21 protein-coding genes are annotated in these 20,994 nt (G+C 74.4%); 17 read left to right on the plus strand and 4 right to left on the minus strand.

All coding sequences use genetic code 11. The annotated features are described in order from the left end of the window. Positions 1-126: 126 nt before the first annotated feature. Entirely contained in the window at positions 127-666 is a 540-nt protein-coding gene (locus GA0070621_RS10675) for a DUF1772 domain-containing protein (protein ID WP_167666785.1), read from the minus strand. Next, complete coding sequence (locus tag GA0070621_RS10680; protein ID WP_167666786.1) at positions 663-1,061, minus strand: nuclear transport factor 2 family protein; 399 nt, start codon at positions 1,059-1,061, stop codon at positions 663-665. Before GA0070621_RS10680 ends, GA0070621_RS10675 begins: the two co-directional genes overlap by 4 nt. A 69-nt stretch (positions 1,062-1,130) precedes the next feature. Here GA0070621_RS10680 and GA0070621_RS10685 point away from each other — a divergent pair, with 69 nt between their 5' ends. From GA0070621_RS10685 to GA0070621_RS10715, 7 genes are all read left to right on the plus strand, one after another. Further along, complete coding sequence (locus GA0070621_RS10685; protein ID WP_167666787.1) at positions 1,131-1,721, plus strand: TetR/AcrR family transcriptional regulator; 591 nt, start codon at positions 1,131-1,133, stop codon at positions 1,719-1,721. Positions 1,722-1,797: 76 nt separating this feature from the next. Continuing rightward, on the plus strand, positions 1,798-2,454 hold the full coding sequence (locus GA0070621_RS10690; RefSeq protein WP_091194085.1) for a nucleoside/nucleotide kinase family protein: 657 nt from the start codon (positions 1,798-1,800) through the stop codon (positions 2,452-2,454). A 150-nt stretch (positions 2,455-2,604) separates the two neighbouring features. After that, positions 2,605-5,475, plus strand: coding sequence for a hypothetical protein (locus GA0070621_RS10695; RefSeq protein WP_091194087.1), 2,871 nt, complete (start codon positions 2,605-2,607; stop codon positions 5,473-5,475). Further along, on the plus strand, positions 5,468-6,316 hold the full coding sequence (locus GA0070621_RS10700) for an ABC transporter ATP-binding protein (RefSeq protein WP_091194090.1): 849 nt from the start codon (positions 5,468-5,470) through the stop codon (positions 6,314-6,316). Before GA0070621_RS10695 ends, GA0070621_RS10700 begins: the two co-directional genes overlap by 8 nt. Beyond that, positions 6,313-6,996, plus strand: coding sequence for an ABC transporter ATP-binding protein (locus tag GA0070621_RS10705; protein WP_091194092.1), 684 nt, complete (start codon positions 6,313-6,315; stop codon positions 6,994-6,996). The genes GA0070621_RS10700 and GA0070621_RS10705 overlap by 4 nt, the downstream gene beginning before the upstream one ends. 137 nt (positions 6,997-7,133) lie before the next feature. Next, entirely contained in the window at positions 7,134-8,015 is an 882-nt protein-coding gene (locus tag GA0070621_RS10710; RefSeq protein WP_091194095.1) for an SPFH domain-containing protein, read from the plus strand. Between the two features lie 25 nt (positions 8,016-8,040). After that, positions 8,041-8,718 carry a hypothetical protein gene (locus tag GA0070621_RS10715; RefSeq protein ID WP_091194097.1) on the plus strand — a complete coding sequence of 226 codons (678 nt, stop codon included), beginning with the start codon at positions 8,041-8,043 and terminating at the stop codon, positions 8,716-8,718. 17 nt (positions 8,719-8,735) lie between these two features. Here GA0070621_RS10715 and GA0070621_RS10720 read toward each other — a convergent pair whose 3' ends face one another. Beyond that, on the minus strand, positions 8,736-9,626 hold the full coding sequence (locus GA0070621_RS10720) for an anti-sigma-D factor RsdA (protein ID WP_157739936.1): 891 nt from the start codon (positions 9,624-9,626) through the stop codon (positions 8,736-8,738). Next, positions 9,623-10,201, minus strand: a complete 579-nt coding sequence (gene shbA / locus GA0070621_RS10725) for an RNA polymerase sigma factor ShbA (RefSeq protein WP_231921001.1) — start codon at positions 10,199-10,201, stop codon at positions 9,623-9,625. The genes GA0070621_RS10720 and shbA overlap by 4 nt, the downstream gene beginning before the upstream one ends. A 175-nt stretch (positions 10,202-10,376) precedes the next feature. Between shbA and GA0070621_RS10730 the strand changes: the two genes are divergently transcribed. From GA0070621_RS10730 to GA0070621_RS10775, 10 genes are read left to right on the plus strand one after another with little or no spacing between them, the layout of a single operon-like run. Further along, entirely contained in the window at positions 10,377-11,393 is a 1,017-nt protein-coding gene (locus GA0070621_RS10730) for an ABC transporter ATP-binding protein (RefSeq protein ID WP_091194106.1), read from the plus strand. After that, the gene (locus tag GA0070621_RS10735; RefSeq protein ID WP_091194109.1) at positions 11,390-12,160 is read left to right on the plus strand and encodes an MlaE family ABC transporter permease; all 771 of its coding nucleotides are present in this window, start codon (positions 11,390-11,392) and stop codon (positions 12,158-12,160) included. The genes GA0070621_RS10730 and GA0070621_RS10735 overlap by 4 nt, the downstream gene beginning before the upstream one ends. Position 12,161: 1 nt before the next feature. After that, a complete protein-coding gene (locus tag GA0070621_RS10740; RefSeq protein ID WP_091194112.1) occupies positions 12,162-12,965 on the plus strand; it encodes an MlaE family ABC transporter permease in 804 nt (267 codons plus the stop codon). A gap of 2 nt (positions 12,966-12,967) precedes the next feature. Beyond that, entirely contained in the window at positions 12,968-14,260 is a 1,293-nt protein-coding gene (locus tag GA0070621_RS10745; RefSeq protein WP_091194116.1) for an MCE family protein, read from the plus strand. Next, positions 14,257-15,288 (plus strand): MCE family protein, encoded by a 1,032-nt coding sequence (locus tag GA0070621_RS10750; RefSeq protein ID WP_091194119.1) that lies wholly within the window; start codon positions 14,257-14,259, stop codon positions 15,286-15,288. Before GA0070621_RS10745 ends, GA0070621_RS10750 begins: the two co-directional genes overlap by 4 nt. Beyond that, complete coding sequence (locus GA0070621_RS10755; RefSeq protein ID WP_091194122.1) at positions 15,285-16,268, plus strand: MCE family protein; 984 nt, start codon at positions 15,285-15,287, stop codon at positions 16,266-16,268. Before GA0070621_RS10750 ends, GA0070621_RS10755 begins: the two co-directional genes overlap by 4 nt. After that, positions 16,268-17,518: an MCE family protein gene (locus GA0070621_RS10760; protein WP_091194124.1), complete on the plus strand. Its 1,251-nt coding sequence runs from the start codon at positions 16,268-16,270 to the stop codon at positions 17,516-17,518. The genes GA0070621_RS10755 and GA0070621_RS10760 overlap by 1 nt, the downstream gene beginning before the upstream one ends. Then, positions 17,515-18,978, plus strand: coding sequence for an MCE family protein (locus GA0070621_RS10765; protein WP_091194127.1), 1,464 nt, complete (start codon positions 17,515-17,517; stop codon positions 18,976-18,978). The genes GA0070621_RS10760 and GA0070621_RS10765 overlap by 4 nt, the downstream gene beginning before the upstream one ends. Then, the gene (locus GA0070621_RS10770; protein ID WP_157739937.1) at positions 18,975-20,210 is read left to right on the plus strand and encodes an MCE family protein; all 1,236 of its coding nucleotides are present in this window, start codon (positions 18,975-18,977) and stop codon (positions 20,208-20,210) included. The genes GA0070621_RS10765 and GA0070621_RS10770 overlap by 4 nt, the downstream gene beginning before the upstream one ends. Further along, on the plus strand, positions 20,207-20,992 hold the full coding sequence (locus GA0070621_RS10775; protein WP_091194134.1) for a hypothetical protein: 786 nt from the start codon (positions 20,207-20,209) through the stop codon (positions 20,990-20,992). The genes GA0070621_RS10770 and GA0070621_RS10775 overlap by 4 nt, the downstream gene beginning before the upstream one ends. Positions 20,993-20,994 lie beyond the last annotated feature (2 nt).

A 20,994-nucleotide genomic window follows, 5' to 3' on the forward strand; every position in this document is an offset into this window, starting at 1 on the left:
CAAGAGCCTCGCGTGCTGTGGAGGATATTGCCAGGATCGACCGGAGCGCTAGAGGGGGAGCTGGATCGATGTGATCGGTGCGCATGCGACGGCGGCGAGCCCCGGCTGGCCGGCGTACCGCGAGCCTCAGGCTCGGCTCCGCCGGCGGGCGGAGACCAGGACCAGTAGGAGGACGAACGCGACCAGGGCGGTGCCGGTGCGTACGTTGTTGAACATCTCCCAGCGGCGCAGGATCGCCTCGTGGTCGGGCGGTGCGGTGCTGACCGCCCACACCTTGATCTTCGCGTTGATCGGCACGTTGCCGAACCGGGTCACCAGGAACGAGGTCGCGACCAGGGTGCTGGCGGTCGCGGCCAGGCGGCGGGCCGCCCCGCGACTGAGCAGCGCGAGAACGGCGCTGCTCACCACCGCCAGGCCCATCGTGGTCTGCATCACCGGGCCGTTCATTCTCATCAGTGCGGTGTGGAAGGTGAGCCGGACGTCGAGCGGCACCGCGTTGAACGCCTGCACGACGTTGAGCGCCCCGTAGCCGAACGCGCCGGCCAGCAGCCCGGTGCTGAACAGGGCGGTCGCCTCCACGGCCCGCCGTCGCCGGCCGGCCGGGTTGTTTCGGTCGTCGTCGCGGCCGGCTCCGGTGGTGTCGGCGGTGTCGGCCGGGCGGGTCACCGGTGCTGCTCCGTGTCGAGCGTGCGGGTGAGCTGGTCGACCCGGCGCAGCCGGCCGTCCGGTGCCAGCCGGCCGAACATGTGGATCTCCGTGGCGATCGTGCGACCGCGTGTCACCGCGTGCAACGTGAAGCGGGCTGCCACCCGGTCGCCGCAGGCCAGCGTGTCGTGGATGTCGAGCGCGCAACTGGTCACCGTGCGGCGGGCCGGCCGGGCGTGCGCCGCCAGGCGCTCACGATCGAGGTGCAGCCCGTCGGAGTGCCAGGCGATGTCGGGGGTGTGATAGCGGTCCATGACCACGTTCGGCTCCTCGTCGCCGAAGGCCATCTCCTGCACGTACGACCGCAGATAGCCGGCCAGGTCGCGGCCCGGGGTGGGTCCTGTCTGGGTACTCACGGCATTCTCCCGTCCACTTAGCTCTGACGATGATGTCAAGGTTAGGCGCCTCGGGTAGCCTTGACAACCGTGTCTGAGAACAGCTCTCCGGAGCGCCGGCGACGCGTTCGGGCAGAGGCCCGGCGGAACGTCGCCGCGATCCTCGACGCCGCGATCCAGGTGCTCGGACAACGACCCCAGGCCGCCATGGACGACATCGCGGCCGCCGCCGGCCTCTCCCGGCAGACCGTCTACGCGCACTTCCCGTCCCGGGACGCGCTCGTCACCGCCGTCTTCCAGCGGCTGACCGACGAGGTCCTCGCCGGCCTGGACGCGGCGCGGCTCGACGAGGGGCCGGCGTCCGCGGCGCTGCGGCGCCTGCTGGACGTGAGCTGGCAGACCTTCGACCGGTACCCGGCGCTTCCGGCGCCCGCGGGATCCGCGGACGTCGACCTGCACCAGCCGGTCATCGACCGGCTCACCCGCCTCATATTGCGAGGACAGCGGGCGGGTGAGTTCGATCGGTACGCAGCCCCCGGCTGGCTGATCGCCGCGACCATCGCGCTCGGCCACGCCGCCTGGGCGGAGGTCGTCGCCGGCCGGATGCCCGCCGCCGAGGCGGCCGCCGCCGTGCGGGCCAGCGTCCTGCGGGTGTACGGAGTTGAGCCTCCCGCCGCCTGACGGCCGCGCTGAGGCCGTGGTGGCCGGCCCGGAAAAGCGATCGAGGGGACCGCTGCCGGTCTGCCACCATCCCGGGATGCTGCTCGTGCTGACCGGATCCAGTTGTGCGGGCAAGTCGACGCTCGCCTTCGCGGTGGCCGACCGGTTCCGGGACCTCGCCGTACACGACTTCGACGAGGTCGGCGTGCCGGCGGGCGCCGATCGCCGCTGGCGTCAGCGCACCATGGAACGGTGGGTGCGCCGCGCGCTCGAGTACCAGGGCCACGGCGTCGACCTGCTGCTGACCGCGCAGTCTCCGCTGGGTGAGATCCTCGCGGTCCCCTCGGCGACGCTGCTCGACGGAATCGCGGTGTGCCTGGTCGACGTGGCCGACGAGGTACGACGCGACCGGCTCGCCGCGCGTGACCCCGGTCGGTGGGACGCCCCGGCGGTCGACGCGTTCCTGGGCTGGGCCCACTGGCACCGCGGGCACGCCCGCGACCCCCGTCACCGCCCCGACGCCATCGCCGAGGACGGCTGGCCGGCGATGGCCTGGGACCGGTGGACCGGGTGGGCCACCGCCGACCCACGCTGGCGTACCGATCGGATCGACACCGGCAACCAACCGGTCCGGCACTCGGTCGACCAGGTCGAGCGGTGGGTCGGCGACCAGCGCGACGCACACCGGTCCGGCCACCTGCCGCTCAACCGGGGCTGGGCGGAAGAATCGCCGCATCGCGAGCCCGCCCGCTGATCTCTTTCGGACAGACCACCCCCGTTCGCCCCCGATGCCGTCCGTTCGGTGCGGGCTCGGGGAGCGGTTCGTCCGGTTTCGTCGCTGCGGCCTTCCTCCGGTCGGGGTGAGCGGGCAGGATCGGTGGGTCCACACACGACGGGGGATCGCATGGCGCATCGGCTCGACGAGACGGCCGCGCAGGGCGTACCGGCCCCGTCGGCCGGCCGCGATCCGTCCCGCCCGCGCCGCGCCGGTCGACGCGGCTCTCCGCTGCCGTGGTCGGCCCCCTGGTGGGGGGTACGCCAGGGGCCGTGGTCCCTGCTGGTGCTGCTCGTGTTCACGGTGCTCGCCACCGCCAGCGCGGCGCCGCCGATGTTCGCCGAGGCGTCGGAGAACGCGGCGTTCGAAAGCGCCCGTGCCGCCGTACCCGCCGGCGCCCGCCAGAGCGACGCGGACGTCGTCCGGCTGACCGCGTCGGCGTCGCCGTCCAGCGCCGACCAGCGCGCCGTCCTCGACGAGATCCGCGCCATCCCCGGGCTCTCCGCGCCCACCCTCAACGGGAAGTCGGTGGCCGTCGAACTGAACCGGTCGTCGCTGTGGGAGTCCTTTCTCGGGCACGGGGCCCGTGGCGAGCGCGCCCGTCTCTTCGCTCTCCCCGACCCGGCCGAGTACCTCGTACCGGCGGGGGACGGGGTCGCGGGGCGGGCCGGCGGCGGGGTCTGGCTGCCGGTGCCGCTGGCCCGGGAACTGGGCGTCGAGGCGGGGGACCCGGTGACCTTCTCCAGCCGTACCCGCAACGGTGAGGAGCGGCGCGTCGACACCACCGTCGCCGGGAGCTACCGGGTCGCCGAGGACGGCCGCCGGCCGCTGGATCCCGCGGGCCGCCGGGACTGGTCCCTCCGCAGAGGTGAACTGCCACCCGACAGCGCCCTGGAGACGCTGCCGGCGTACCTCGTGATCGGCGACGTCGCGACCGCCGAAGCGCTGGCCGGCGAGGTCGGCGACCAGATGCTCTGGTCGGTGGACGCCGCGCTCGCCCCCGGCCTGACGCTCGCCGAGGCGCGGGTGGTGGCGGACCGGATCGACCTGCTGCGCAAGCGGTACGTCCAGGGCCGGGCCGAGGGTGAGATCCTCGCCCGCCGGGTGGCCAGCGGCATCGGCGACCTGAGCGAACAGGCCGGCGACGTGGCGGCCGGGGCGCGGCGACGCACCCTGCCCCTGGAGTGGGCCGCCGTGCTGGTCGCGCTGATCTCCCTGGTCGCGGTGGTGGCCGCCGCGCTGCGTCGCCGGGACGTCGAGCTGCGCCACGCCGTCGGCGCCGGCACCCCCACCACCCTCGTCGCCCTGCTCTGGGCGCTCGAACACCTGTTGCCGGCCGCGCTGGGCGGCGTGCTCGGTTGGCTCTGCGCCTGGGCGATCGTCGGGCAGGTCGGCCCCACCGGCGCGGTGACCGCTCTGTCCGTCGTGCCGGGGCTGCGGTTCGCGGCGGTGTCGGTGGCGGTCGGCGTCGTCCTGGTCGGCGCGTTCGCCGGCGCCGTCGCGGCCCGACGGGTCCGTCCGGCCGCCCCGGGCGCCGGCCGTCGTCGCGTACCGTGGCTGGTGCTCGTGGTCGCCGCGGCAGTCACCGCGACCGCGGGCCTGGCCGCCGCGGACCGCACCGACGGCGATGCCCGGAGCACGGATCTGCTCGTGCCACTGCTCGTCTTCGTCGCGGCCGGCGCCCTCGGCATGCGGCTGCTGCCCTGGCTGACCCGGGCCGGTTGGCGCCGGCCGTCGCGGCCGGCGCGCCCGACGGCGGGGTGGCTCGCCCGCCGTCGACTCGGCGCGGCCGTGCCCGGCCGTGCTCCCGTCGCCGCCGCGGTGACCGCCGGGCTCGGCATGGTGCTGTTCGCCCTCTCGGCGGTGGCCTCGACCCGCACGACGATCGAGGACCGGGTCGCCGTGCGGTCCGGCGCCGAGACGGTGGCCGCCATCGAGGCGGCCTGGCAGCTCGACGACGATCCGGTGCTCGCGCCACCGCGTCCAAAGGCCGGAGAGCCGGCGTCCGACGAGCCGGTGCCCGAGGCGCGTACCCCGCCGCTGCCCGCCCGTACCACGCTGGTCTGGCGGATCGACGTCACGAACGCGGCGACCTTCGGTACGCACCAACTCCTCGTCGTCGACCCGGCCACGCTCGTCGACGCCGCCTCCTGGGGACACGGGCCGGAACTCGCCCGGGCCCGTCGCGCGCTGAGCCGGCTCTCCGCCACCGACCCGTACGACCCGATTGTCGGCCTGCCGGCGATCGCCGTCGGGGTGGACGGCGTCGAGGTGGACGACCTCGTCCAGGTCGAGGCCGGGCCGTGGCGGGAACGCCTCCGGATCGTGGACGCCGTCGACGTGTTCCCGCGCTACGCCGGCGAGCCGATGTACGTGGTCCCCGCCGGCCCGGCGTTCCCGACGTTCGGCCCGGTGGACCCCCGGCTCAAGCCACGCGACAACCTGGCGGACGGGATCTTCGCGCGTACCGAGCTGTGGGGGGCGTCGGACGTGACGGTGGACGCCGTGCTGAGCGCGCACGGCGTGCAGCCGCGCCAGCTCGACACCGCGACCCAGCTGCGCCGCCGGGACATCTTCGTCGCCGCCGAGCAGGCGGGCGGCTACCAGTTGGCCGTCGCCGGCTACCTGGCACTGCTCGCGGTGCTGGCGTTGTGCGTGCACGCCCAGCGCCGCGCGGCCGCCGACCGGCCCACCGACCTCATGCTCGCGCGGCTCGGCTTCGGGCGGTCCCGGGTCCTGCTGTCGCGGGCCGTCGAACAGGCCGCCCTCGCGGCCCTCGCGCTGCTCTGTGCCGTGGCGGGGTTGCTGCTGCTCAGCCCCCTGGCCGGGCGGCTGCTCGACGTCGCCCCCGACGAGGCCCCGGCGTTCCGGCTGGTCGTCACGCCGGCGGCGCTCGGGGCGGCGACCCTGGCGGCGTTGCTGGCGGCCGGGGCGGCCACGGCCGTCAGCGGGCAGCGCTCCGGCCGTGGCGAGGAGGAGGCGTACCGCACCGATGCCTGACGATGCCACCCGGCCGCTGCTCGACGGCGCCGAACTGCTCCAGCTCTATCCGACGCCCACCGGCCCGACCCAGGCGCTGCGCGGCGTCGACGTGCGCATCCGCACCGGTACGCTGACTGCGATCACCGGCCCGTCCGGGAGCGGGAAGTCCACCCTGCTGGCGGTCCTCGCCCTGCGGGAACGGCCGGCCGGTGGCACGCTGCGCCACCGCGGCGTGCCGGTCACCGCGCTGACCCGGCGGCAGTTGCAGCGGCTGCGCCGACGTCACATCGGGTACATCGCCCAGCGGCCGGCGCACGGGCTGTTCCCGCAACTGTCCGCCCGGGCCCAGGTCGAGCAGACGGCGTGGCTGCGGGGCAAGCCGGTCGACCCGGTCGCGGTGCTGGGCGACGTGGGGCTCGTCGAGCGGGCGGACGCGCTGCCCGCCGCGCTGTCGGGCGGGGAACAGCAGCGGCTCGCCGTGGCCACGGCGTGTGTCGGGCCACCGGATCTGGTGATCGCCGACGAACCGACCGCCGAACTCGACGACGCCACCGCCGACCTCGTGCTGGGCCGGCTGCGCCGGTGCGCGGAGCAGGGCGCGGCGGTGGTGCTCGCCACGCACGACGCGCGGGCGGTGGCCGTCGCGGACGTGGTGCTGCACCTGCGGCACGGGGTGCTCTCGGCCGAGCAGCACGGTACGGCGGGACGGACCGCGGCCATCGACGGGTACGGGCGGGTGCAGCTTCCAGAGCAGGCGTTGGCCCTGTTCCCGGGCGGCCGGGCGGTGGTCGAGGTGCACGCCGACCACGTACGCCTGTTGTCCCCTGACCGTTCCGGCATCCGGGAGGAGGGCGAATGACCGGCGATTCGTCCCCGGCGCTCGTGGACGTCCAGGCGCTCACCCACACGCACGGGCGTGGCGCGGCGGCCGTCACGGTGCTGCACGAGATCACGGTGCGGATCGGCGGGGGAGTGCTGGTGGCGCTCGCCGGCCGCTCCGGGTCGGGCAAGTCCACCCTCTGCCATCTGGTGGCGGGTGTGATGGCGCCGACGGCCGGCCGGGTGCGCGTCAAGGGCGAGCCGGCGACCGCGGTGCGGGACTGGGCCGGCGTCGCGCTGGCGCCCCAACGGCTGGCGCTGGTCGGTGAGCTGACCGTCGCCGAGAACGTCCACCTGCCGGCCCTGCTGCGGGGAGCGCCGGTCCATCCGGACCTGCTGGCCCGGATGGACCTGGAACGCATCGCGCGGCGCCCGGCCCGGGAGACGTCGCTCGGCGAGCAACAGCGGACGGCCCTGGCCCGGGCGCTCGTCCTCGCCCCCGACCTGGCGGTGCTGGACGAACCGACCGCCCACCAGGACGACGGGCACGTCGAGCAGGTCGTCGCGGCGCTCCGGGAGGCGGTGCGGCGGGGGACGACCGTGCTGGTGGCCACGCACGACGCGCGGCTGATCGAGGTGGCCGACACCGTGCTGAACCTGCACTCCGGGCGGCTCGTGCCCGACGCGGTGGGGCAGGGCGCCGCCCGGCACGACGACTGACAGATCCCCGCTGCGCCGTACGCGGCGATCCTCCGGGCCTACGGCCACCACGCCGGTAGGCCCGCGCGGGAATGGACGGCGGCGAAACGGGTAGGCCCGGCGCCGGGAGGCGGGGGCCTCCGGGATCGAGGGGGACCATGGCAGTCGCCGGCGTAGTCGCGCTGGTCATCGTCGTCGTGATCGTGCTGCTCGGGCTGTCGCTGAGCGTCCGGTTGGTGCAGCAGTACCAGCGCGGCGTGGTGTTCCGCTTCGGCCGGGTGCTGGAGCAGATCCGGCAGCCCGGTCTCCACCTGATCATCCCGATCGCGGACCGGATGGTGCGGGTCAGCATGCAGACCACGGTGATCGGGGTACCCGCGCAGGGCGTCATCACCCGCGACAACGTCACGCTCACCGTCGACGCGGTCGTCTACTACCGGGTGGTCGACCCGGTGAAGGCCCTGGTCAACGTGCGGGACTATCCGGCCGCGGTGCTTCAGGTGGCGCAGACCGCGCTGCGGTCGGTGATCGGCAAGGCCGACCTGGACACCCTGCTGCGCGACCGGGACCGGATCAACGCGGAGCTGAAGTCGGTGATCGACGCGCCCACCGAGAAGCCGTGGGGGCTGCTCATCGAGCGGGTCGAGGTCAAGGACGTGTCGCTGCCCGAGGGGATGAAGCGGTCGATGTCCCGCCAGGCCGAGGCGGAGCGGGAGCGGCGGGCGCGGGTGATCGCCGCCGACGGTGAGTTCCAGGCGTCCCGCCGGCTCGCCGACGCCTCGCGGGCGATGGCGAACACGCCGGGGGCGTACCAGCTGCGGTTGTTGCAGACGGTGGTCGACGTGGCGGCGGAGAAGAACAGCACCCTGGTCATGCCGTTCCCGGTGGAGCTGCTCCAGTTCTTCCAGGAGTACGGGCGGCGGGCCCGCGAGCAGGCGGCACCCGCTGGGCCGGCGGCGGAGCAGGGCCCGGGGCTCGGCCCGACCACCGAGCGGGTGGCCGCGGCCGCCGAGGGGGACGGGCACCGACCACGCGAGTGACAGGGCCTGGGTCGACGCCGCCGCGGTGACCGGCGTCCTGGCGGCGCTGCTGCTGTTCACCGCCGCCGGGTGGAGCCTGCTCGACCAGGTGGCGCCGGATCCGCTGCGACCACCGCCGCTGCGGCCCGGCGCCCCGGACCAGGTCGACTGGCTGCGACTGGGCGGATGGGCCGCCGTACTCGTGGCCGCGCTGGTCGGGCTCCGGCGGGTGGCCGCCGGGCTCGCCTGGGCCGGCGTGGCGGCCTGGGCGGTCCTGGTCGGGTCGACGGTCGCCGGCCAGCCGGCGTACGTGATCGACACGCTGCCGCAGTTCGCGCTCGCTGTGGTGGCCGCCGGCGCGCTCACCCTGCCCGCGCCGCCCCGGCGGGCCCTGCGGGTGCTCGGCCGGCGAGGGCTGGGTGCGTTCAGGCTGGCCGGGGTGCTGGCGGTCGGGGTGCCGGTGGCCAACCGGCTGAGCTATCCGAGAGTCGACCCGGCCGGCGAGAACCCGTGGTACTCCTTCCACGGACTGAACGCCCCCAGTTTGGCGGTGATCCTGTGCTACCTGGCCGCCCTCGGCGTCGCGACGGTGGCCGTCCTGTTCGGCCTGGCGGCCCTCGGCCCGATGTTCCTCGCCGGGGTGGTGCTGCTCCGCCGTCGGGAGGAGACACGGCGGCTGGTGGCCCTGGGCCTGGCCACCGACCGGGAGACCCCCGCCCCCTGAGCGGTTGCCGCTGGTGCTCAGCGGAGCAGGTCGCCGGTGGGCAGGGGCAGCCCCGGCAGTGGCGGGAGCAGCGACCGGGTGGGTAGGGGCAGGGGCAGCTCGGGCAACGGCAGCAACGGACTCCTGTCCGTACTCGGCGACCCGCCCGGTTCGGCGGTCGCGGTGGCCGCCTGGGACGGGGTCGGCCCGGGGGCCGACGTTGTGGCGTCCGGCGTTGTGGCGGGCCCGGTCGGCCGTACGGCTGGGGCGAGGGAGGGCGGAACGGTCGTCGGGGGAACCCCGGTCGGGGCGGTCACCAGCTCCGCCGACAGGGCGTCGAGTTCGGCGCGCAGCCGGTCGACGGTGGGCGGGTCGCTGACGCGGGCCAGCTCGTCGCGGGCCCGGTCGACGAGCTGCCGGGCGTCGTCGAGCCGCCCGGCGGTCAGCGCGGCCCGGGCCTCGGCGATGGTCCGCTCGACGGCCCGCACCTCGGCCTGCTCCGGGTACAGCAGCTTCGTCAGGGACCAGAGCGGGCTGCCCGGCTCGGCGTTGCGACTGCCGATGCCCAGCCCGGAGAGCAGGGCGAGCAGCGCGACACCGGCGGCGGCGAGGCGAAGCGCCCAGGGCCGGGGCCGGCGGGAGCGGCCCGCCGGGCGCAGCGGGACCGCCGGTACGGGCGCCGGGGGGTGATCGTCCGGTGCCGGCGGGCGGAGGCTCGCCGGCTCGGGAACGCCGTCGGCGAGGTCGGCTCGCCAGGCGGCGAGCAGCCCGGCCAACTCGTCGCCGGCCGGCGACGGCTCGCCCCGGCCGAGCGCGTCGAGCAGCATGTCGTCACGGGCGAGGACCTCCAGGTCCATCGCCTCCTCGCCGCTGCCCGGCGTGCGCTCACTGGCACTGGTTTGATGATTCGCTCGCTGGCGCTCGCTCATGCCGCCACCTCGTCCAACGCGTCCCCGGCAAGGCTACGAAGCCGGGCCAGGGCACGGGACTGGGCCATCCGCACGGCCGCCGCCGACATCCCGACGATCGCCCCCACCTCTTCGGCCGACAGCCCCACCGCGACCCGCAGCAGGACGATCTCCCGCTGCACGTCGGGCAGCCGGTCCAGCAGCGCCGACAGCCGGCGCGCGAGGTCGGTCGCGACCGCCTGCGCCTCCGGGCCGGGAGCGCCGTCGGGCCTGTCCAGCGGCGCGTCCACCCGGGTGACGGCGGAGTCGCGGATGGCGGCACGCTGGGCGTCGGCCACCTTGCGCGCGGCGATGCCGTAGACGAACGCGGCGAAGGGAACGCCCTGCTCCTGGTACCGGGGCAGCGCCCGCAGGACCGCCAGGCAGACCTCCTGGGCGACGTCGTCGGCCGTCGTGTACGCCCCGCCGACCCGGCCGAGCCGGCCACGGCAGTACCGGACGAGGCCCGGGCGTACGTCCGCGAGCAGCTCCGCCATCGCGGCCCGGTCACCGTGGACGGCCCGACGGACCAGCTCTGGATCGACAGTTCGGATCATGGGGCTGCGAGACACCTTCATTACCGACGACTGACCGCACCGTACTGAAGCCGGCCGGTTTCCGCACCTTTCACGCTCGGTAGCGCGGCGACGCCGAAAAGAATTCGAAACAGACCTGTTGCGATCCGGGCGCTCCCGACGATGTCTCAGTCAGGACAGGTGACGGGAGGGTTCGATGGGCGTCGAGGTGGCCGTACGAGGGCTGACGAAGTCCTTCGGTGGCCAGCCCGTCTGGTCGGACGTCACCCTGACCCTGCCGGCGGGCGAGATATCCGTCCTGCTCGGACCGTCCGGAACGGGCAAGTCGGTGTTCCTCAAGACCCTGGTCGGCCTGCTGCGCCCCGATCGGGGCGACGTCTGGATCGAGGGACAGAACCTGCCCCGGCTCTCCGAGCGGGCGCTGTACGAGGTGCGCAAGCTCTTCGGCGTGCTGTTCCAGGACGGTGCCCTGTTCGGCTCCATGAACATCTACGACAACGTGGCGTTCCCGCTGCGCGAGCACACCCGCAAGACCGAGTCGCAGATCCGCGCGGTGGTGAACGAGAAGCTCGACATGGTGGGCCTGACCGGCGCCGAGCGGAAGCTGCCCGGCGAGATCTCCGGCGGCATGCGCAAACGGGCCGGCCTGGCCCGGGCGCTGGTGCTCGACCCGCAGATCATCCTCTTCGACGAGCCGGACTCCGGGCTGGACCCGGTCCGCACCGCCTACCTCAACCAGCTCATCATCGACCTCAACCAGCGCACCGAGGCGACCTTCCTGATCGTCACCCACGACATCAACACCGCCCGGACCGTCCCGGACAACATCGGCCTGATCTACCACGGCCACCTGGCCATGTTCGGCCCCCGGGAGATGCTGCTGTCCAGCACCGAGCCGGTGGTGCGGCAGTTCCTCAACGCCCAACGGATCGGGCCGATCGGCATGGCCGAGGAGAAGGACGCCGAGGAACTCGAGGCCGAGGCGCAGGCCGGGGTGGAACTGCCGCCGCTGCCGCCCATCCCGCTGCAACTGCCCCCGTCCGACGGGCTGCCCCGCCGGGCCGAGCGGCCACCCGGACAGTGGTGCCGCGAGCACGACGTCACCCCGCCACCCGGCTCCTTCGAGGGCCGCCGGGACGCGGAACGCCCCACCATCGACCTTGGCCCGCACCTCGTCGCCGACGGGCGTCACCAGCGGGAGGTGACCGGGTGAGCGGCCCCGCGACCGTCGTACGCGGCTCCGGCGAGTTCTTCGCGTTCTGCCTGGACACGCTGCGCGGTCTGGGCCGGCGGCCGGTGCAGCTCCGCGAGTTCGTCCAGCAGGCCTGGTTCATCAGCTCGGTGTCGATCCTGCCCGCCGCCCTCGTGTCGATCCCGTTCGGCGCGGTCATCGCCCTGCAACTCGGCTCGCTGGTCCGCCAACTCGGCGCGCAGTCGTTCACCGGCGCCGCGTCGGTGCTCGCCGTGGTCCGCGAGGCCGGCCCGATCGTCACCGCCCTGATCATCGCCGGCGCCGGCGGCTCGGCGATCTGCGCGGATCTGGGCGCCCGGAAGATCCGCGAGGAACTGGACGCCATGCAGGTCCTCGGCATCGACCCGATCCACCGCCTGGTGGTGCCCCGGGTGCTCGCCTCGATGCTGGTCGCCGTCCTGCTCAACGGGCTGGTCAGCGTCGTCGGCGTGACCGGCGGGTACGCCTTCAACGTCGTCCTGCAGGGCGGCACGCCGGGCGCGTACGTGGCCAGTTTCCAGGCTCTCGGGCAGCTACCCGACCTGCTCGTCGGCGAGGTCAAGGCGCTGCTGTTCGGGGCGACCGCCGCGCTGGTCGCCTGCTACAAGGGCATGACCGCCAGGGGCGGGCCGAAAGGTGTCGGCGACGCGGTCAACCAGAGCGTCGTCATCACCTTCATGCTGCTGTTCGCGCTGAACTTCGTCGTCACGGCCGGGTACTTCCAGGTCGTACCGCAGAAGGGAAGCTGACATGGCACCCCTGCGCCTCCTCGACGACCTCGGCGGCCAACTCGCCTTCCACCTGCGCGCCCTCGCCTGGACGCCGCGTGCCCTGCGCCGCTACCAGCGCGAGGTGATCCGGCTGCTGGCCGAGGTCAGCTTCGGCACCGGCGCGCTCGCGGTGCTCGGCGGCACCGTCGGCGTCATCTGCTTCCTCACCTTCTTCACCGGCACCGAGGTCGGCCTCCAGGGATACCAGGCGCTCGACCAGATCGGCAGCAGCGCCTTCACCGGCTTCGTCTCGGCCTACTTCAACACCCGGGAGATCTCGCCGCTCGTCGCCGCGCTGGCGCTGTCCGCCACCGTGGGCTGCGGGTTCACCGCCCAGCTCGGTGCGATGCGGATCTCCGAGGAGGTCGACGCGCTGGAGGTGATGGGCGTGCCGTCGCTGCCGTTCCTGGTCACCACCCGGATGATCGCCGGGTTCGTCGCGGTCGTCCCGCTGTACGTGATCGGGCTGCTCTCCAGCTACCTGGCCACCCGGGCCATCGCCGTCGGCTACTTCGGACAGTCCGCCGGCACCTACGACTACTACTTCCACCTCTTCCTGCCGCCCGGGGACGTGCTCTGGTCCTTCGGCAAGGTGCTGGTGTTCAGCGTGATCGTGGTGCTGGTGCACTGCTGGTACGGCTACACCGCCCAGGGCGGGCCGGCCGGCGTCGGCGTCGCCGTCGGGCGGGCCGTGCGGACCGCCATCGTCGCGGTCAACGTCGTCGACTTCTTCCTGTCCCTGGCCATCTGGGGCGCCACCACCACGGTCCGGATCGCGGGGTGACCATGAGACATCGCATCCTCGGCATCGTCTTCATCGCCGTGCTCACCGCGGCGTTGACCGCCTCCGTCCTGCAGTACCGCAAGGCGTTCACCCCCGTCGACCGGGTCACCCTGCGCGCGGACCGCGCCGGCCTGCAACTCCTGGAAGGCGCCGACGTCAAGGTACGCGGCGTCGTGGTCGGCGACGTCCGATCGGTGCGCAGCGACGGCGGCGGGGCCGTCATCGGGCTCGCGCTCGACCCGGCCACCACCGACCGGATCCCCGCCGACGTGACCGCCCGGCTGCTGCCCAAGACCCTCTTCGGCGAGCGGTACGTGGAACTCGTCCCACCGGCGGCCAGCACCGCCGGGCCGATCCGCGACGGCGCGGTCATCGACCAGGACCGCAGCCGCACCGCCGTCGAGCTGGAACGGGTGCTCGACCAGGCGCTGCCGCTGCTGCAGTCGATCCGACCCGACCAGCTCGCCACCACCCTCGGCGCGCTCGCCACCGCGCTGGAGGGACGCGGCGACCAGCTCGGCGCGAACCTGACCCGGCTCGACGCGTACCTGCGGCAGCTCAACCCCCAACTGCCGACCCTCGCCGAGGACGTCCGCCGGCTCGCCGCCGTGCTGGACAGCTACGACGCCGCGCTGCCCGACCTGTTGGCGCTGCTACGCGACGTCACCGTCACCGCCGACACGGTCAGCGACCAGCGCACCCAGCTCGCCGCGTTCCTCGCCGACACCACCGACACCGCCGACACCACCCGCGCGTTCCTCGACCGGCACGGCGACCAGCTCGTCCGCCTCGGCCAGGTCAGCCGCCCGGTGCTGGAGCTGCTCGCCACCTACGCCCCCGAGTACCCGTGCCTGGTCAGCGGGCTGGTCGCCCTGCAACCCCGGGTCGAGGAGGCGTTCGCCGGCGGCCGGATGCACATCACCCTCGAGGTCACCCGCGACGGCGGCCCGTACGAGCGGGGCCGCGACGAGCCGGCCTACGCCGCCCACAACGGACCGAACTGCCGGCACCTGCCGAACCCGCCGGCACCCGCCCCCGAGGTGCCGGTCGCCGACGGCTACGACCACGGCGGCACCCGCACCCGCCCGCTGCTGCCGGTCGGGCTGCCCGCCGCGTCCGGTGCCGCCGCCCCGGCCGCCGCCCCGGCGATGGGCCAGGCGGGCACCACCGAGGAACGGGCCCTGGTCAAACCCCTCGTCGGCGGGCTCACCGGCACACCCCCGGCCGAGGTGCCGGACATCGCGGTGCTGCTGTGGGGACCGCTGCTGCGCGGCGCGGTGGTGAACGCCCGATGAGCAGGACGACGCCCGCGCTGGTCAAGCTGCTGCTCTTCGCCGCGGTCACGCTGCTGGCCACCGCGCTGCTGGCGCAGACCCTCGGCGCGTTCCCGCCCGACGGGGTCACCTACCGGGCCCGGTTCACCGACGTCACCGGGCTGCTCCCCGGCGACGACGTGCGCATCGCCGGGGTACGCGTCGGCCGGGTCAGCGACATCGCCGTGGTCGACGACAACGTCGCCGAGGTGGCCTTCACCGTCGACCGCGACGTGCCGGTGGCCACCAGCGTCCGCGTCGCCGTCCGCTACCGCAATCTCGTCGGCCAGCGCTACCTGGCGTTGAGCGAGGGACCCGGGGACGGCCGCCCGCTGCGGGCCGACGGGCTGATCCCGCTCACCCAGACCAGGCCGGCGCTGGACCTGACCGTGCTGTTCAACGGCTTCCGGCCGCTGTTCACCGCGCTCAACCCCGACGACGTCAACAAGCTGGCGTACGAGATCATCCAGGTTCTTCAGGGTGAGGGCGGCACGGTCGCCGGCCTGCTGCGCCGTACCGCCTCGCTGACCAACACCCTCGCCGACCGCGACGCCGTGATCGGCCGGGTCGTCACCAACCTCAACGCCGTCCTGTCCACCCTGGCCGACCACGACCGCGAGCTGGACCAGAGCGTCAGCCAGCTCCAGCAGTTCGTCTCCGGGCTGACCGCCGACCGTGCCGCCATCGGCGAGGCGCTGGTCAACCTCGCCGACCTGACCGACACCACCGCCGGGCTGCTGCGCCAGACCCGACCGCCGCTGGCCGCCGACGTACGCGCCCTCGACGACCTCGCCGGCACCCTCGACCGCAACTCCGCCGTCATCGACGCCACCCTCGGCCGGCTGCCGCAGCGCTACGAGGCACTGACCCGGGTCGCCTCGTACGGCTCCTGGTTCAACTTCTACCTCTGCGACTTCGACGGCCGGGTGGCCGTCGCCGGGCACGCGCCGCTGACCACGCCGGGCGTCAGCGCCACCGCCGCCCGCTGCGCCACCGGAGGCAGCCAGTGAAACCCTTCCGCGAACGCAACCCGGTCGTCGTCGGCGCGGTCGGGCTGACCGTGATCGTCGCCGCCCTGCTCGGAGCCTTCCAACTCGACCGGCTCGCCGCGCTCACCGGCCGCGCCTACCAGGCGGCGTTCCACGACGCCAGCGGCATCGCCACCGGCAACGAGGTCCGGGTCGCCGGGGTACGCGTCGGCGTGGTCACCGCCGTGGAACTCGCCCGTGACCCCCAGCCGTACGTGCGGGTCCGCTTCCGGGTCGACGACGACGGCGTACGCCTCGGCCGGGACACCGGCGCCACCATCCGGATCAAGACCGTGCTCGGCCAGAAGTACCTCGCCCTCGCCCCGGCCGGCCCCGGCCGGCTGCCCGAACACGGGCAGATCCCGCTCGACCGGACCGCCGCCCCGTTCGACGTGGTGCAGGCCGTGACCGGGCTCGCCGACACCCTCGACCGGGTCGACACCGACCAGCTCGCGCAGGCGTTCACCACCCTGTCGGAGACCTTCGCCGACACCCCGGCCAGCGTCAACGCCTCGCTGACCGGCCTGTCCCGGCTGTCCCGCACCGTCGCCGACCGCGACGCCGAACTGCGTACGCTGCTGGCCCGCGCCCGGGACGTCACCGGCGTGCTCGCCCAGCGCGACGAGGAGTTCCGCAAGCTGGTCACCGACGGGGAGAAGCTGCTCGCCGAGGTCAGCCGCCGCCGGGACGCGATCCACCAGCTCCTCGTCGGCACCGACCAGCTCGCCACCCAGCTGTCCGGCCTGGTCGCCGACAACCGCGCCCAGCTCGAACCGGCCCTACGCAAGCTGCGCGACGTGGTCGCCGTCCTGCAACGTAACCGCGACGACCTGGAGCAGACCGTCAAGCGGATGGGACCCTTCGTCACCGCGTTCGCCAACGTGGTCGGCAACGGCCGCTGGTTCGACTCGTACGTCGACGGTCTGCTCCAGCCGTACCTGCCCGCGACGGGAGGACGCTGATGCCCGGTCCGGTCCAGCGCTGGCGGCGTCCGCTCGCCGCGGCCACCGTCCTGCTCACCGCCGTCGCCGTCGGCGTGGTCGTCTGGCGGCACGAGACACCCCAGCGGCGGGTGGTCGCGTACTTCACCCGCGCGGTCGGGGTCTACCCGGGTTCCGACGTGCGGGTGCTCGGCGTGCGCGTCGGCGAGGTCGAGAAGGTCGTCCCGCAGGGGCGTACCGTCCGCGTCGAGCTGCGCTACGACCCGACGCTGCGGATCCCCGCCGACGCCCAGGCGCTGATCGTCCCGCCCAGCGTGGTCAGCGACCGGTACGTCCAGCTCACCCCGGCGTTCACCGGCGGATCCGCGCTCGACGACGGCGCGGAGATCCCGGTCGGGCGGACCGCCGCGCCGATGGAGATCGACGACATCTACCAGGCGCTCGACGAGTTCAACCGGGCACTGGGCCCGCAGGGCGCCAACGCCGACGGCGCCCTCGCCGACCTGGTCGCCACCGGCCGGGCCAACCTCGACGGCAACGGCGCCACCCTGCACGACGCCCTCGACGGACTGTCCCGCGCGCTGACCGCCCTCTCCGACGGGCGCGGCGACCTGTTCGCCACGGTGGCCAACCTGCAACGCCTGACCACCGCGCTGGCCGAGAGCGATCAGCAGGTACGCCGGTTCAACCAGCAGCTCGCCGACGTCGCCGAGCAGCTCGCGGGGGAGAAGGAGGAACTGGCCGCCGCCCTGCGCAACCTCGCCACCGCGCTGGCCGACGTCACCGACTTCGTCCGGCGCAACCGGTCCGCGCTCAGCACCAACGTCACCGCGCTGGCCGACGTCACCGGCGTCCTGGTCCGCCAGCAGCAGGCCGTCATCCAGATCCTCGACGTCGCCCCGCTGGCGGTGAGCAACCTCAATCTCGCGTACAACCCGCGCTCGGGGACCCTCGACACCCGCGACAACCCGCTCGGGCCGTACGATCCGGCCAGCTTCGTGTGCTCTCTGATCGTGGATCAGTTGCCTCTCGGCGAGGTGCCGGCGAAGTGCAGCGCCCTCGCGCAGACCCTGCAAGCCCGCAAACTGCCCCTGACCGACCAGCTGCGCAAGCTGCTCAAGCTGCCGCCCGGCGCCCCGGCGGCCGGCGGGTCCCCACCGGGCTCCATCAGCTCCCCCGGTGCGCCGATCCCCGCCGAGGCGCCGGGCGGCCTCCCGCCCACCACGACGAGCGACCCCACCCTCGGGGGCATCCTGCGGGGGCGGGCATGAGCGAGCGTCAGCGAGCGAATCATCAATGCGGCGTCGCCCGGCCGCTGCGCATCCTGGCCGGCGTGCTCGCGGTGGCGCTGCTGCCCGCCGGCTGCGGCCTGCCCGAGGTCGTCGACCTGCCGCTACCCGGCGGCAGGCCGGCCGGTGCCGGCTACACCGTCACCGTCGAGTTCACCGACGTGCTCGACCTGGTGCCGCGAGCCGCCGTCAAGGTCGACGACGTCACGGTCGGCACGGTGGAGCGGATCTCCCTGGCCGGCTGGCACGCCCGGGTCCGGCTGCGCATCGACCGCGCGGTGCGGCTGCCCGGCAACGCCACCGCCGCCGTACGCCAGAGCAGCCTGCTCGGCGAGAAGTACGTCGCGGTGGCCCCGCCGCCCACCGAGCCGGCCCGCGGTCGCCTCGCTGACGGCGACCTCATCCCGCTGTCCCGCACGACCCGCGGCGCCGAGGTGGAGGAGGTCCTGGCCGCCCTCGGCCTGCTGCTCAACGGCGGCGGCCTGGCCCAGCTCCGGACCATCAACATCGAACTCGGCAAGGCCCTCGCCGGCCGCGAGCCGGCCCTGCGGGACACCCTCACCCAGCTCGACACCTTCCTGGCCGGGCTCGACCGGCAGAAGGCCGACATCGTCCGCGCCATCGACGCTCTCGACCGGCTCACCGGCCGCCTCGCCCGGCAACGCCAGGTCGTCGGCGAGGCGCTCGACTCCCTCGCGCCCGGCCTGACCGTCCTGGCCCGGCAACGCGCCCAGCTCAGCGGGGCGCTGACCGCCCTCGGCCAGCTCGGCACGGTCGGCACCCGGGTGGTCGAGCGCAGCCGGGCGGACACCGTGGCGAGCGTGCAGGCGCTGCAACCGATCCTCGAACAGCTCGCCCGGGCCGGCGACGACCTGCCGAAGTCGCTGGACTTCATGCTGTCGTACCCGTTCCCGCCCAACGTCACCGGCGCGATCGTCGGCGACTTCGTCAACCTCTCCGTCACCGCCGACCTGGACGCCGCCAGCATCCTGGCCAACCTGCTGGCCGCCGCGCCCACCCCGACCCGCCGGGACGCTCGGCCGAACACCCCGACCCCGTCCCGGCCGTCCAGCGCCGGCCCCGCCAAACCGGGCGGCAATCCGGGCGGCAAGGCCGGCGGCAAACCCGGCGGCGGCGTCCTCCCCGACCTGCCGCTGACCGGGTGCCTGCCGGACCTCAAGAACTTCCCGGCCACCTGGACCCCGCCCGAGGAGTGCGGGCTGCCGGAGGGCTGCCGGCTGCTCAAACCGGGCTCCCCGGTGCCCCTCGGCGGGCTGCTGCTGCCCAAGGGTGTCGTGCCGCCCGGCACCGCGTTCGCCGCCGGCACCGAGCTGCCGGCCGGCACCGTGCTCACCGCCGACTGCGTGCTGCCGCTGACCGGGGAGGTCACCGGCCAGCTCGGCGGCCTGCTCGACGTCCTGGGTGGAGGGTTGATCCAGTGATCGGACGTACCGCGAAACTCCAGGTCATCGCCTTCGTGCTGGTGAGCCTCCTCGGCATCGGCTACGTCGGGATCCGCTACGTCGGGCTCGGCGACCGGCTCCTCGGCGCCGGCTACGTGATCCACGTCGACCTCGCCCGCGCCGGCGGCCTGTTCGCCAATGCCCCGGTCACCTATCGCGGCGTACCGGTCGGCCGGGTCACCGCCGTCGAGCTGCGCCGCGACGGGGTCCGCGCCGACCTGCGCGTCGACCGGGGCGTACGGGTGCCCGACGCCCTGCGGGCCGTGGTCACCCAACGGTCCGCCGTCGGTGAGCAGTACCTCGACCTGCGCCCCGAGCGTGACGGCGGGCCGTACCTCGCCGACGGCGCCGTCGTCCCGGCCGACCGGACCGGGCTCCCGCTCGCCCCGGAGACCCTGCTGACCAACCTGGACGCCCTGGTCCGCTCGGTCGACCCGGACGACCTGACGGTGCTGATCACCGAGCTGGGCACCGCGTTCGAGGGCAACGAGCAGGCCCTCGCCCGGATCCTCGACGCCGGCGACGCCCTGCTCACCGAGGCGGACGCCCGGCTGCCCGAGACGCTCACCCTGATCCGCGACGCGCGTACCGTGCTCACCACCCAGGCCGAGTCCGCCGAGGCGCTGCGCCGCTGGTCGGCCGGCCTGGCGCAGCTCGCCGCCGCCGTCCGCGCCGCCGACCCGGACCTGCGGCGGCTGCTGGCGGCCGGGCCACCGGCGGGCGCCGAGCTGCGGGCGCTGCTGCGCGACCTGGAACCGGACGTCGGGATCCTGCTCGGCAACCTGGTCACCGTCAACGGGATCGCCGCCCGGCGGCTGCCCGGCATCGAGCAGCTCCTGGTGGTCTACCCGATCGCGGTGGCCGGCGGGTTCACCGTCACCCCCGGCGACGGCACCGCGCACCTCGGCCTCGTGGTGAACGTGGGCGACCCGCCGTCCTGCGTCTACCGGGGCGGCAGCACCACGTGCGGCGCCACCGAACGCGCGGCGGGCGCAAACGTCCGCGGGGCGCGGAACGCACCCCGACCGTCCGGCCGGGACCCGGCGCCGCCGCCGTCGGACGAGAGCGCCACCGCCGGGTACGACCCGGCGACCGGCCTGGTGCTCGGCGCCGACGGCCGCCCGCTGCAGTTCGGCGGGACCGGCGGCCAGTACCGGACGGCCGGTGACCAGTCCTGGAAACAGCTCTTGCTCGCCGGGGTGACCCCGTGACCGGCGTACCGGAGGAGGTGGCGGTGTCCAGCCGCAGGAACCCCACACTGAAAGTCATCAAGGGCGCCAAGGCCGGCGGCCCGGCCCCGGCGCGCCGCCGCCTGGTCACCCGGCCGGTGCCTCGACCGAACACGCCGATCGAGCAGGTGCTGGAACGCCTCGACCAGGAGCCGGTGGAGGACCCGATGGAGTCCGGCGCCCAGGCCGCCGGTGGCGACGCGGTCACCGGGGCCGACGCGGGCCGTCGAGGCGAGGCCAGTGACGGCCACCCCACCGCGGCCGGGTCCGGTCCGGCCGGCCGGCGCCGGGCGCTGACCGGCCTGCTCGTCGTGCTGCTCGCCGCCGCCCTGGTCGGCGCCGGCGGCTACGGCCACCGCTGGTACGCCGACCGGGCCACCGACCAGGCCCGGCGGGATGCCGTGGCCGCCGCCCGGCAGGCCGCCGTCAACTTCGTCTCGGTCAGCGCCGCCAGCGTCGACCGGGACCTGCACCGCATCACGGCCGGCGCGACCGGCGACTTCAAGGATGAGTTCACCCGTGGCCAGGCGCAGGTACGCACGGCGGTGGTGGAGAACAAGGTCCAGTCACAGGGCAGCGTGCTGCGCGCCGGCCTGGTCTCCGGGGACCGTCGGCACGCGGTCGTGCTGGTGGCGGTCGACGCGACCGTGAAGAACGTGAAGGCACCCGAGGGCCGCCCGTCGCACTACCGGATCCAGCTCGACCTGGTCCGGGACCGGGACTCGGGCGACTGGCTGGTGTCCAGGCTGCAGTTCGTCGGCTGACC

This window comes from Micromonospora narathiwatensis (assembly GCF_900089605.1).
GTDB lineage: Bacteria > Actinomycetota > Actinomycetes > Mycobacteriales > Micromonosporaceae > Micromonospora > Micromonospora narathiwatensis.